This window comes from Methanobrevibacter sp., assembly GCA_022775905.1.
Classification (GTDB): Archaea; Methanobacteriota; Methanobacteria; order Methanobacteriales; family Methanobacteriaceae; genus Methanocatella.
The window spans coordinates 1-13,064 of record JALFJX010000006.1; the positions used below are offsets into that span (position 1 = coordinate 1).

A 13,064-nucleotide genomic window follows, 5' to 3' on the forward strand; every position below is an offset into this window, starting at 1 on the left:
ACAATTCAAAAAAAATCTAATACACAAGAAAAAAGTCTATAATATTTTTTTTTAACCATTAAGAAGAATAAAAACCATACTTTTACTAATTAGGATAGTCTCTCATTCTAACAATGCTTAAAAAAAGACTTAAATCAATAATAAGATTTGATCTTTTTTCAAAAATTAACACATAATCTAACACAATCTGGTTAGTTAGTGCCAGTTAGGGTTACTTATGCACGGAAAATCATAATAATATAAATTTTCCCTTCACATTAGTTTCACACAGAAACAATGCTGCACGGATAAAAATACATAAAGTATTAAGTGGACCCACCGGGATTTGAACCCGGGGCCTCTGCCTTGCAAGGGCAGCGCTCTCCCAGTCTGAGCTACGGGCCCAATAAATTAGTTTTGTAGAAACTGATAAACAGTTCAAATTGTGTACATCAATCCAATACACACAAAATAAATATATTAAGTAAAAGGAGGTGATCCAGCCGCAGGTTCCCCTACGGCTACCTTGTTACGACTTCACCCTCCTTAAAAAACCTAGATTCGAATATAACAAAACACTACATCCTCATCCAAGCCCTTTTTGGGTGGTGTGACGGGCGGTGTGTGCAAGGAGCAGGGACGTATTCACCGCGCAATAGTGATACGCGATTACTACACATTCCAGCTTCATGAGAACGAGTTACAGTCCTCAATCCGAACTACGACTAAGTTTAGAGGATTACCTCCACCTTTCGGTGTCGGAACCCATTGTCTTAGCCATTGTAGCCCGCGTGTTGCCCAGAGGATTCGGGGCATACGGACCTACCGTCGTCCACTCCTTCCTCCTATTTATCATAGGCGGTCCCCTTAGTGTGCCCATCATCCAAAAAAGGATAAGCTGGTAACTAAGGGCGTGGGTCTCGCTCGTTGCCTGACTTAACAGGACGCCTCACGGTACGAGCTGACGGCGGCCATGCACCTCCTCTCAGCTAGTCAAGCAAAGTCATCAACTTGGCTATCATACAGCTGTCGCCTCTGGTGAGATGTCCGGCGTTGAATCCAATTAAACCGCAGGCTCCACGTGTTGTGGTGCTCCCCCGCCAATTCCTTTAAGTTTCAGTCTTGCGACCGTACTTCCCAGGCGGCGGACTTAACAGCTTCCCTTCGGCACTGAAGCAGCTCAAAGCCACCCCAACACCAAGTCCGCATCGTTTACAGTTAGGACTACCCGGGTATCTAATCCGGTTCGCGCCCCTAACTTTCGTCCCTCACCGTCAGAACCGTTCCAGTTAGACGCCTTCGCAACAGGCGGTCCTCCCAGGATTACAGAATTTCACCTCTACCCTGGGAGTACCTCTAACCTCTCCCGGTCTCAAGTCTAATAGTATCTCCAGCAATTCCCATAGTTAAGCTACAGGATTTCACCAGAGACTTATTAAACCGGCTACGGACGCTTTAGGCCCAATAAAAATTGCTACCACTAGAGCTGCCGGTGTTACCGCGGCGGCTGGCACCGGTCTTGCCCAGCTCTTATTCCAAAAGCTCTTTACACTAATGAAAAGCCATCCCGTTAAGAATGGCACTTGGGATCCCCCCGTCGCGATTTCTCACATTGCGGAGGTTTCGCGCCTGCTGCACCCCGTAGGGCCTGGAACCTTGTCTCAGGTTCCATCTCCGGGCTCTTGCTCTCACAACCCGTACCGATCAAAGGCTTGGTAAGCCATTACCTAACCAACTACCTAATCGGCCGCAGACCCATCCTTAGGCGAAAAAACATTTAAACAAAAAACCATTACAGGAATAATTGCCTATCCAGTATTATCCTCAGTTTCCCAAGGTTATCCCGGTCCTAAGGGTAGGTTATCCACGTGTTACTGAGCCGTACGCCACGAGTCTAAACTCGTTCGACTTGCATGGCTTAATCGAATCCCAATAGCAGTAGCATCTGCCAGGATCAAACAGAATTGAACACATAACAGATCATAATAAACTATAATTAAATTGAAATTATGAAGTACGCTAAAAAATATAGACGAGTATACACATAAATTTGAAACAAATAAATTTGTAACTAATTCACCACATCTACAAAACTAACATCATACTTGAGAAAATTCAAGTACTCACAAATGTATCGCTACATGCGGAATGCAACCATCATAGTAAACATTGCTCCATGCAATAATACTTAGGTCATCGCCATATAACACATAGCACATCTATTAGACAGACAAATTTTAGTAACAAATTCAATTATAAAATATTGCAAAATATATTGAAAAAATAAAATAATAAATTAAAATAAATATTTTACTTAAATAAAAATTTTTATCAACTATTTTATAAAATAAAAACATGAATACTAAGTTAAATAAATCAATTTTAGAAAAAGAAAAAAATAGTAAAATAAATTAATAATCAGATGAATAATAAAAGAAAATAAAGTAATGGAATTTTAGGTATAATAAGCTTACTAGACAAATAACTAGTATATAAATATGCCTATATTATTCTGAGGTATTTTTACGGATTACTGTAATAATCCTTGTCAAACTCCTATGCATTTTAATTCCATACTGTTCAACAATGTAAAAACCTACTTCATCAGCCATAGGTTTTAAATCAACATAATGCGGACTTGCCATACAAAGATATGCATCATCCCTCATGTTATCATAGATAGATTTGAAAAATTCCCTGAAAATATCGTCCCCTTCAATATCCCCAGTAGAGGTAGAGATACCATATGGTGGATCAGTAACTACAGCAGCTACTTTTTCATACATTTTGAGCTCACGAACATCAAGATTAAATGTTCTATAATCAGTAATTCCATAGTAATCTAGATTAATTGAAGTACCCTTTTTCATTTTCCAGTAGATATCTGAACCAACAACCTTACATCCAATTAATCCTGCTTCAATTAGTATACCACCAGTTCCACAAAATGGATCAAGCAACAGTTGGCCCTCTTTAACTCTTGAAAGATTAACCATACATCTTGCCAATTTTGGATTCATAGATCCAGGGTAAAAGAATGGTCTTTTATGAGGTTTACTTTCTTCAAAATGTTTTTTATTTAGTTTAATTCTTTCAATAGCAATAAACATATCATTTTGATGAGCAACAACACGGATTAATGTTTTAGGTTTTGATAAGTTAACTTTAATATCATCACAGTTTGAAAGAATCAAAGAACCTGATTTTCTTTCAGTTGCAACAGTGTCAATTTCTGTGTGAAATCTTTTTACACGAACAGCAAAAGTTTCATCAATATACTCTGACCATGCAATGGAAGACATGTCCTCATCAAAATTATCTAGATTGGATTCTTTTATAAGTTCATGCACTTCATGAGTATAACCTAATCTTCTTGTCAATATTTCATAATATGAATCCAAATCATCTGCTGAAATATTTCTTAAAATAACCAAACCTTCAGTAATCACATCAACATCTGCATCAATATTTTCACATTCCATTACTGCATTTAATTCAGCAAGAGGCAATTCAGGATGTTCCTGTGATTGTATACATAATAGTTCCATTAACTTCACCTGAAATAAAAAAATAAAAATAAATATTATCTTTTAAATTTATTAAAATGTCTTTTAATAACTTCTTCACTAGAGTTACCTAGATTATTTGAATCTTTATTTGAAACTTCAACATGATTATCATTATATTGAGTTTGTGAATCAATATTTTGATAATAATCATCATTACTATAAGAATAATCATCCCTTATGTCATTATAATAACTTTCATCTGAATAACTGTTTTGAGGTTCAAATTCATCAACAAATCTATCAACATCATTTCCAAATTTATTATCATATGGTTCATATTCATATTCATGCCTTTGGCCACTGAGGTTTTCAAAGTTCATATCTTCAGGATAATATTCATAATCCCTTCTAGGATATACATCCCTTTCACGGGTGATTGGAGTAATCGGCTCGAATTCATCATACATATCATTCCTGCCCAAATAATCACCATCATCCAAATAATTTTCCTGCTGGCGATTTATGGATCTTTGCTGTTGAGGCTGGAAACTTCTAAATCCTCTCATATTTGAAAATATTATCTCCTCAACATCAGAAGGATTTGAAATATTCTTTAACTCCATCTGATTATTGTCATAAGCACTGAAAACTGATACAGTACCTATGCGAAACAGCCTTGCAAGAATGCTTTGAGAAGTACTCACATCCTGAATAGTTGCATAAGGCATGTAATTTTTTTTAGTTGATATCACACCTGATTTAATAATAATTCTTGAATCTGTTAGTGTATACTCAAGAGAATACCAACTGATAATTTGCCATATAATATATATTACAATAATAAAAATGACAACAAAAAAAGCTATGGCAGCATACCTGGTTAAAGGCAATTGAATTTGAGAAATCAGATATACCTGCATATTCCCAATGGATTTTATTATCATTGGTGAAACAGACAAAACAACAATCAATAACACCAGACCATAAATAGCTTTTTTACAGCCTAAAAGCATATTAGATTTTGTTTTATAAAGAATTCGTTCATTAGCTTTATTCTCATTTTTATTAAATAACATAATTTAATATTAGAATTAACTTTTAAATAAAGTTTTATAAAAAAAAAGATTAAATAAATAAGCCTCAGCTCGCCCATCATTCATCACATATCAGAGCTCATAGGGTTCATCATTGGCTTATTATTTATGATTTTAAAATTTATCCGAACATTACTCCAGCTTCGGTATTGAACATTTCGTCTTCTTTATTTTTAGCCATTACTTTTTCAATAGCATCCATAAAGTCATTTACAGTGATTTTATCACGTTTTTCACGAATTGCAAACATACCCGCTTCAGTACATACTGCTTTTAAGTCAGCACCAGACAAGTCTTCGGTTAAATCAGCAAGCAAGTCAATGTCTGCTTCTTCATCGAAGGACATGTTTTTAGTGTGGATTTTAAGAATTTCACGTCTTCCATCAACATTTGGAAGTGGAACTTCAATAAATCTGTCGAAACGACCAGGACGTAATAATGCAGGATCCAAGATATCAGGTCTGTTGGTTGCACCAATAATACCAATATCTCCTCTGGATTCAAATCCATCGAGCTCTGCTAAAAGTTGCATTAAAGTCCTTTGAACTTCTCTGTCACCACTAGTGGAACTTTTAAGTCTTTTAGCTGCAACAGCATCAAGTTCATCAATGAATATAATTGCAGGAGCTTTCTCTTTAGCAAGTTCAAATACTTCACGTACCAATCTTGCACCTTCTCCTATGTATTTTTTAACAAACTCAGAAGCTACAATTTTAATGAATGTAGCATTGGTTTCGTTTGCAACAGCTTTTGCAAGTAAAGTCTTACCTGTTCCTGGCGGACCGTATAACAATATTCCTTTAGGTGGTTCAATTCCTACTTTTTCGAATAATTCAGGTTCAGTCAAAGGCAATTCAACAGTCTCTTTAACTTCTCTGATTTGCTCTTCCAAACCACCAATTCTTTCATAGGTAATATCCGGTTTAGTTTCGATTTCCATTCCGGAAACATTTACATCTTTTTCAGATGGTAAAACTTCAACAATACCGAAAGTTTGTTGATTTAATGCGACCCTGGAACCAGGGACTAATAATTTTTCATCTAAGAATTTTGAGTAATTAACAAGAAAACTAGGTCCTGTGCTACTTTTAACAGTCATTCTGTTATCATCCAATACTTCAGTAATAGTAGCTAACACCAAAGGTGGAGACCTAAATCTATCAACTTCTGAACGTAATGATTTAGTTTCTCTTTCGAGTCTAATTTTTTCATTTTCAATTAAGACTTTATCTTTTTCTAATTTCCTAACTTTCCACATTAAGTTACTTTTTGCTTTGGATTTTTCTTCTCTTAATAATTCTATTTCATCTTGTAGAGATTCTACTTTTTCGATTAATTGATCTTTTGAAGAATTTTCCAAATCATTAAAATCATCCATGTGAATCATCTCCAGTTAGCAATTAAATTTTTCATAACATACTACTTTAATAACCATTTGTAACTTTAAAGTATATAAAAGTATTTATTTAAACTTCCTACCAACAAACATTTATAAATTAAATAGTATATAATATTTATTAAAAAATAAAGGAAACTGATTAATATGGAATGTGAAATCTGTGGAAAAACAGTACCCGAAGATAATCCAATAAGAGCAAAAATCGAAGGATCAGTTATGGTTGTATGTAAAGAGTGTTCAAAACTTGGAAGAATACAAAAAGCACCTGCACAACCTAAATTTAGACAGCAATCCAAAGGAAAGAAAGCTAAAAGTACTCAACGTGGTAGCTACTCCAGAAGAGATGAACCTACCGAAGAATTAGTTGAAGAATTCGATTCAAAAATTAGAAATGCAAGAGAATCCAAAAAATGGTCTCGTGAAGATTTAGGTAAAAAAATCAATGAAAGAGTATCTGTAATCACCAGAATCGAAACTGGAAAAATGACTCCAGATATAAAATTAACAAAAAAATTTGAAAAAGTTTTAAACATAAAACTTCTTGAAAAAACAAGTAATGTTGATTTAAATCAATTTATTAACACTTCCACAGGTGAACGTACCTTAGGAAGTATTGTGAAAATAAAAAGGAAATAGTTATTTTACATAGCTGTTTAACTTTTCATTTTTTACATGCCTTTTTTGACCTTTAACAGAATAATCTATTAAACCATCATTTTTAGCCTTATGGGAATAATACCCCTGAAATACTCTAGCATTATTAAGTATTTTTTTCAATTTATGATAACCATCATACTCATCACTGACAACAACAACGTGTGCTGGAGGATGAATTTTTTTTACTTGCATAATACTTAAAGTAGTATCTTCTTTTACAAAAAATGCAGTAGCGACTTTAGATTTGGTTCTGAGTTTAGAATTTAAAATTTTTTCAACTAATGAATCAGCAAATTTAGAGTCAACCACTTTAGGCTTTGATGTTAAATTCAAATTACCATGACGTTCCATATCTGCTATCGCATTAAGTAATTTTGAATTTGTTTCTCCTCTGATTAAAATTAATGCCATATTTAACCACCATAATAAAAAAAATAAAAAGGTGAATAATCACCGATTTTGGAAAGATTTAAGCAATCTGCTTCTGAATACTACTAATAAAATCAAGATAATACCAACAGCAGTCTGCACACTTCCAAGAATTGTTAAAATGTTCCCATCTATTGGCAGATCCCACGCAGGAGATGATCTTTCACTAGGAAGTGCTTTATAATAAACACCAACTGCTTTTGAACCTTGTTTAACATTGATATCTTTAGGTTCAACGTGATCAACACCAACGATAAGACCATTGTTAATACCTCTGTTAATAGAACCTGCAATTGCAGATGCATCATAACCGTTTTTAGCAACAGAAGCTTCGACAACTTCTTTAGTTGTTTCTGATAATCCCGGTCTGTCACTTCCATAGACTGAAACACTGACCGCCTTCGAACTAACAGTCAATGCATTACCCAATGCCTGATATGCATATACAGTCCGTATATCATCATTACATACAGGACATTTTTCATAAGCTTCAGCTGCAGGGAAACCCATCGCCCATCCACAACTGTCACAAACTTTGGAATATTCTTCATCCATCGGGTAACCAGTAGCATTCATTTCCTTAGGTGTGAACATGTCGGAAGTTGAAATACCAGATACGAGGTTTACTCCACCCCCACCATATTTTTCACCAGAATCCTTAGCTACTTCACCCATAGCTTCTGATAAAATTGTAGTTGCAGAATAACCGTCCCTAATCATTTTACCAATATTCATTGCTGTTTCTTTTCTTACAGAATCCGCAGTACCATACAATGGGTTACCTGCAGTGTTCCTCAAGTGAATAATAGCTCCTTTCTGACCAGGTTGCAGGGTTGCTACACCACTAGTATAAGGAGTTACCTTAATATCATTGCTTGCATCATCAACTGTAATTACATATGCATTGAATGATCCTCCAACAGCCGCACCAATACTAGGACCGCCGACGACCAGACGCGCTCCTGAAAACTGGGATGCAATAGCTGCTGCAGATGCTGCAGAAGCATTGTTTTCCAAACTAGCAACTGCATCAATAATGGAATCTAACCTAGTATCAGAACTACCAGTACCCCCAGAGAGTACTGCAAAATGATTAGTTCTGGATAACAGGAAAGTTGACTGGAACATATTGTCCGCAAATGACATACTTCCAGCAGCTGCACCGTTAGGGTCCTTACCAGAAGGGTCAGTAATAACTATAATGTTACAAGTAGCTGCTACGCTACTCATTGTCAATAATAATACTGCAAAAAATACAAGTGATACTTTTAGCTTATTCAATTTCATCCACCACTTGTTTTGTTTTCCAATTCAACAGACGAAAAGTCTTCAATAACAGTGACTGTAACTACACCAGTATTTTTATCTACTTGAACATCTGCTGCAGTAATAGGTTGAACAGATGTACCCGGCACTGTGGACCGTGTTGCAAATTCTTGGGCCGTCTGAATAGCATCTTGGAGTGAAACCTCCCTTTTGGAAGTTTTTAAAATGTCTCCATAAATCACACTACCATCCCTAAAACCCGCTTGCATAACATTTGATCTGATAGTATCTACCGGAACGATATCATTACCTTTAACAATGACACCTGAAATAGCAATACCATCATTTATTTCATCAGAAGATGCAAACGCTACATAAGTAATTAAACGGCCACAAAGAATCAAAATAAACGCTAATAATAAAATTATTAATGTGTCTCTTCTAATCTTTATAAACATGTTTATTTCCTCTTGTATCAATATTCTTTCATAAAAAGAATTAATTTATACATTTATTATATTAAACTAATTTAATATTTAAATTTATTTTATGTCATTTAAAAGTGACTCAGCAGGATCCATTCCCTGAGCACCAATTAACAAAATTATGTCTTTTTTATCTGCTTTTTTGTAAACTTCACTTAAACAGTCTTTTAAATCACCATAGTGAATATAATCAACATTATTTTTACCTAAAACATCAAAGAAAACTTCCCTTTCATCATCATTAACCCAATTCAAATTATTGACAACATCATTACTTGAAGATAATATGAGTTCAATATTGTCATCCATTGATTCAACCAGTGCTTCAACATTTAACTCGTTGATTTCAACACCTCTTGATCCCCTAATAGCGCAAACAACATATAATGTTTGATTTTCAGGAAGCAATTTGAGAGTTTCGGAAATAGTCGCTTTGATTCCATCAGGATTGTGTGCAAAATCATCAAAAATCAAAGGTTCATCGTTTAATTTTGCAAAACGTCTATTGAGTGCTTTATAAGATTTGACTCCTTCAACAATATCTTCCATTTTAATATTCAATGAAACACATGCTCCAATAGCAGATAGGATATTCTGTATAAAATGCTTACCTGTAAATGGCAATTCATCAACTGTTAGAATTGGATTGTTTTTATAATAAATTGCATCATTGTCAAAGTAGACTGCATTTTCCTCATCCAGTTTAGACATTGACACATAGAAAGGATTTTTTGCATCTAATTTTCTAACCAAATCATCATCATGGTTTAAGATGCATACTCCATCGCCAATTGCTTTTGGAACCGCTGTTATTTCATCAAATACTTCTTCAATAGAGTTTACAAGACCTATGTGATCCATTGCAATATTTGTTATTACCCCAACTTTTGGTTTGATTGCTTCACTCATCAATGCAGCATGATTTTTCATTAGTTTTCCAAGCCAACCCTGAACTTCTGATACTTCAATGACCAAATAATCCAATTTTCCATTTTTCTTAACTTCATCGGATATTAATTTTGAAACCATAGGATCTATTAAAGTATTAAATTCAGATTCACTGTCTGTATTTGTAAGTACATGATATCCTGCATTATTTAGAATATGGTAAATTAAGTGAGAAGTTGTTGATTTACCATTAGTTCCAGTTATTACAATATTAGTTGAGTTAGGTGAATATTTTTTAATGGTATGTGAAAGAGCAAGAGAATTGGCAAGCTCTATTTTATCTGTAACTATTAATGGAAAGTTAAGCTTTTCAGCCATTTCAATAGCATCATCCTTTGGAGTTTGAGTAATCAAACAAGCAATGTTCTTACGGAATGCAATTGCAATACCATCGCCATTAATCCAGTGCCTTACAACAATATCCCCTGTGTGTGCATCATTTAAAAAAGTAAATCTACCGGAAAATCCATCGATTGAAAAAAAATCAACGTTTCCATAAAGTTTTCCATTAACCATCCTTAGTAATTCATTAATATTCATAATATCACCTAAAAAAGAAAAAAAAGAAATTAGAATATGTACATCTTAGCAAGAATGCCTATTATACATAATAAAAGTGTAATTCCCCAATAGCTGAATACAATTTTTGTTTCAGACATACCGTAGTGATTTAAAGTGTGATGTAATGGTTCTACTGGTAATTTAATAACATTTGCTCTGTGGAGTAAACTGACTACAACTGAAATGATTGGTACACCTAATGCAAGGACTCCAAAGTATGGAATATCACATACTAAAACAGCTGCTGCATATCCAGTACCTAATACGAATGACCCAGTATCTCCCATAAATATTGATGCCGGATGTTTGTTGAATACCAAAAATCCTAAACATAATCCTGCAAGAATTGAGAACGGTGGTATAATTGATGCTTGTCCGAATAAGTAACCATATACACAGCAAGCAATTGATGCAATTCCAACAATACCTGCTGCAAGACCATCCATACCATCGATAAGATTAACTGAATTAATACATCCGAGAATCGCTATTATAACAACAGGAATAGCCAAAATACCTAATTGGAAACCACCAATAGTAGTAACAATACCAGTTAATGCAAAGAATAAACCTAATACTATTTGACAGATGACTTTTTCAAACTCTTCAGGTTCTGTTTTGATTGGAACTTCTCCAACTACTTCAACTTTACCTTCTTTAAGCAAATCATCAACTTCAGCTTTTGCTTTAGGAGTAGCTACACGCACTTCTTCATTAGGTTCAACATCCAATCTTCCAAGAGTGATAACTTCACTTGAAATATTTACAACGATTTTTTGAACTTCTTTAACTTTAAGACCAATTAAATCATCAACTAAACCTACAATACCACCTGCAAGCATGATGAATGACACTAGCATTACTGGAGTGTTCTGATAATATAATACAATTATCAAAGAAATTGTGAATAAGAACGCAATTCCCCCCATTGTTGGAGTTCCGCTCTTATGTCTATGTTCACTAACTATAGGATTGTCAGCAATCCTTGCTTTAAGCAATATTCTTTTTACATACCATGTAAAGAATATTGTTGCACATAATGTTATTAAAAAAAGAATTAACATATCTGTATTATTCATTATTACCACACAATAAATCTTTTAGATTACTAAAATATCTATTGATAATAGTATATAATTATAACTTATAACACAGATTTACACTAATTTATCAACTAATTTTTCTAAATCAATTTTTGATTTTGCTCTTGCAGTAACCCTTTGATATCCAGCAGGACCATGAACAACAAAATCATTGTCATCAAATGACTTTACAGGTTCATTTGGAGCAGGACCCTCATAATTACCGACTGGAATTTCAGTAGCATAATTATATTCTAACTTATCTGAAATATTAGATAATGAAAATTCCCCAATAGCCATATTGACCAATTCACATAATGAGTTAACACCGCATGTTGCAGTAGTCAAATATCTTGTTCCATTAGGACGTGTATTGACTTCAATTGCATATAATTGGTCTTTTTTTGCAGAATACATGAAATCCATCTCAAAAATACCATCAGATGCCAAGTTTTTAGCCACTTTATAAGCAGCGCGTTGAACTAAGTTATTGTCTAATCCTGGAACCATACAAGGACCTAATTTAACCTTATGCAATGGATGTGTACCTTCAATAGTGGTTTCTCCCTTATATATTGGAGGTAATGCAACATATTCGCCGTTGAATCCTAATACTTCAATGGAAATTTCAGATCCTTCAATGAACTCTTCACATAAAGCTTGGTCAAAAGTTTCAAAGTATTCTTTTACATCTTCAATGGATTTTGCAATTTTAATATCTTTTCCACCTTGGCCGGCCCCTTGTTTTAATACTACAGGAAATTCCAAAGTTAAATCATCAGGACTGTTTAAAATTTGATAGTTAGGAGTTACGACACCTATTTCATCATAAAATCCTTTAGTTTTGATTTTATCTGAAGTTAATTCAACTGCTCTTACACCAGCAGCAATTACTGGAATTCCATATTCCTCTTCAACTTCTTCCTTCATGTGTGCAACATCTATCAATGGAGGATCAATTCCAATTAATGGAACAATAGCATCTACCTTTTGCATTAATGCAACCTGTTTTGGACCATCCATACCACGAGGAACAATAAATACCTGATCAGGCAAGTCCAAATTAATTGCATTCTCATTGGATTCAGTCAAAACACTTTCAATGTTTTTTCTTCTTACATACCAATCTATATCATCATATAATCTTGAACCAATAAACAATAACTTCATAATACAATCTCCTTTAATAAATCAATGAAATAATAAGCGGTTTTTTCAACTTGTTCTGTTGGTTTTTCACCCCAATCCATAGTTTCAGGTTCAATTCCAACAAATATTACCTTAAAATCATTATCTCTTTCCAAATATTTAACAAAATATGATAATGACATGGAATGTGTGGAAATACCAATGTTTGCAAAATCATCCTTATCAACAATTTTGATGTTTCCTGGTTGAGCTCCCATTAAGCATGCATCTACAATAATTACATGGCTTGGTTGTTCTTTTCTGATTTTACCTGTGAAATTTTCAGGAACTGTTTCTGCATTGATTAGTATTAAATTTTCATTTTCAATATTATCATCAATTAATTTCTTAATAATGAACGGTCCGACACCATCATCACTTTTAAGTTCATTGCCGACACCTAATACTATTAATTTATTAAAATCAGATAAAAATTCATTCAAATCCAAATCAAAAGACAACATATC

General features: G+C 34.0%; 11 protein-coding genes, 1 tRNA gene and 1 rRNA gene. 1 reads left to right on the plus strand and 12 read right to left on the minus strand.

Annotation, left to right across the window (positions count from 1 at the left end):
• Positions 1-310 precede the first annotated feature (310 nt).
• The 5 genes from MR875_01230 to MR875_01250 all read right to left on the minus strand — a co-directional run bounded on the left by MR875_01230 (position 311) and on the right by MR875_01250 (position 5,942).
• Positions 311-384: transfer RNA gene (locus MR875_01230), tRNA-Ala, on the minus strand.
• Between the two features lie 84 nt (positions 385-468).
• Positions 469-1,944: ribosomal RNA gene (locus MR875_01235) — 16S ribosomal RNA — on the minus strand.
• A gap of 542 nt (positions 1,945-2,486) precedes the next feature.
• Positions 2,487-3,527: a TIGR01177 family methyltransferase gene (locus MR875_01240; protein MCI6993477.1), complete on the minus strand. Its 1,041-nt coding sequence runs from the start codon at positions 3,525-3,527 to the stop codon at positions 2,487-2,489.
• Between the two features lie 35 nt (positions 3,528-3,562).
• Positions 3,563-4,564, minus strand: coding sequence for a PH domain-containing protein (locus tag MR875_01245; protein ID MCI6993478.1), 1,002 nt, complete (start codon positions 4,562-4,564; stop codon positions 3,563-3,565).
• Positions 4,565-4,703: 139 nt separating this feature from the next.
• Positions 4,704-5,942, minus strand: coding sequence for a proteasome-activating nucleotidase (locus tag MR875_01250; protein ID MCI6993479.1), 1,239 nt, complete (start codon positions 5,940-5,942; stop codon positions 4,704-4,706).
• A 183-nt stretch (positions 5,943-6,125) separates the two neighbouring features.
• Between MR875_01250 and MR875_01255 the strand changes: the two genes are divergently transcribed.
• Positions 6,126-6,617 carry a multiprotein bridging factor aMBF1 gene (locus MR875_01255; GenBank protein MCI6993480.1) on the plus strand — a complete coding sequence of 164 codons (492 nt, stop codon included), beginning with the start codon at positions 6,126-6,128 and terminating at the stop codon, positions 6,615-6,617.
• Here the strand turns inward: MR875_01255 and MR875_01260 are convergent, their stop codons facing one another.
• From MR875_01260 to hycI, 7 genes are all read right to left on the minus strand, one after another.
• On the minus strand, positions 6,618-7,049 hold the full coding sequence (locus MR875_01260; protein MCI6993481.1) for a DUF356 domain-containing protein: 432 nt from the start codon (positions 7,047-7,049) through the stop codon (positions 6,618-6,620). It lies immediately after the preceding gene.
• 39 nt (positions 7,050-7,088) lie between these two features.
• A complete protein-coding gene (locus MR875_01265; GenBank protein ID MCI6993482.1) occupies positions 7,089-8,354 on the minus strand; it encodes a hypothetical protein in 1,266 nt (421 codons plus the stop codon).
• The gene (locus MR875_01270) at positions 8,351-8,791 is read right to left on the minus strand and encodes a hypothetical protein (GenBank protein MCI6993483.1); all 441 of its coding nucleotides are present in this window, start codon (positions 8,789-8,791) and stop codon (positions 8,351-8,353) included. The genes MR875_01265 and MR875_01270 overlap by 4 nt, the downstream gene beginning before the upstream one ends.
• 84 nt (positions 8,792-8,875) lie before the next feature.
• The gene (locus MR875_01275; GenBank protein ID MCI6993484.1) at positions 8,876-10,306 is read right to left on the minus strand and encodes a Mur ligase family protein; all 1,431 of its coding nucleotides are present in this window, start codon (positions 10,304-10,306) and stop codon (positions 8,876-8,878) included.
• A gap of 29 nt (positions 10,307-10,335) precedes the next feature.
• Complete coding sequence (locus MR875_01280) at positions 10,336-11,406, minus strand: glycosyltransferase family 4 protein (protein ID MCI6993485.1); 1,071 nt, start codon at positions 11,404-11,406, stop codon at positions 10,336-10,338.
• A 78-nt stretch (positions 11,407-11,484) separates the two neighbouring features.
• Positions 11,485-12,579: an ATP-grasp domain-containing protein gene (locus MR875_01285; protein ID MCI6993486.1), complete on the minus strand. Its 1,095-nt coding sequence runs from the start codon at positions 12,577-12,579 to the stop codon at positions 11,485-11,487.
• Positions 12,576-13,061, minus strand: coding sequence for a hydrogenase maturation peptidase HycI (gene hycI, locus MR875_01290; protein MCI6993487.1), 486 nt, complete (start codon positions 13,059-13,061; stop codon positions 12,576-12,578). The genes MR875_01285 and hycI overlap by 4 nt, the downstream gene beginning before the upstream one ends.
• Positions 13,062-13,064 lie beyond the last annotated feature (3 nt).

What these genes read in the sequence shown, in the direction of transcription:
- MR875_01255 (MCI6993480.1), top strand. Translation starts at nt 6,126, where the DNA reads ATGGAATGTGAAATCTGTGGAAAAACAGTACCCGAAGATAATCCAATA.
- hycI (MCI6993487.1), bottom strand. Translation starts at nt 13,061, where the DNA reads ATGTTGTCTTTTGATTTGGATTTGAATGAATTTTTATCTGATTTTAAT.
- MR875_01260 (MCI6993481.1), bottom strand. Translation starts at nt 7,049, where the DNA reads ATGGCATTAATTTTAATCAGAGGAGAAACAAATTCAAAATTACTTAAT.
- MR875_01275 (MCI6993484.1), bottom strand. Translation starts at nt 10,306, where the DNA reads ATGAATATTAATGAATTACTAAGGATGGTTAATGGAAAACTTTATGGA.
- MR875_01265 (MCI6993482.1), bottom strand. Translation starts at nt 8,354, where the DNA reads ATGAAATTGAATAAGCTAAAAGTATCACTTGTATTTTTTGCAGTATTA.
- MR875_01270 (MCI6993483.1), bottom strand. Translation starts at nt 8,791, where the DNA reads ATGTTTATAAAGATTAGAAGAGACACATTAATAATTTTATTATTAGCG.
- MR875_01245 (MCI6993478.1), bottom strand. Translation starts at nt 4,564, where the DNA reads ATGTTATTTAATAAAAATGAGAATAAAGCTAATGAACGAATTCTTTAT.
- MR875_01240 (MCI6993477.1), bottom strand. Translation starts at nt 3,527, where the DNA reads ATGGAACTATTATGTATACAATCACAGGAACATCCTGAATTGCCTCTT.
- MR875_01280 (MCI6993485.1), bottom strand. Translation starts at nt 11,406, where the DNA reads ATGAATAATACAGATATGTTAATTCTTTTTTTAATAACATTATGTGCA.
- MR875_01285 (MCI6993486.1), bottom strand. Translation starts at nt 12,579, where the DNA reads ATGAAGTTATTGTTTATTGGTTCAAGATTATATGATGATATAGATTGG.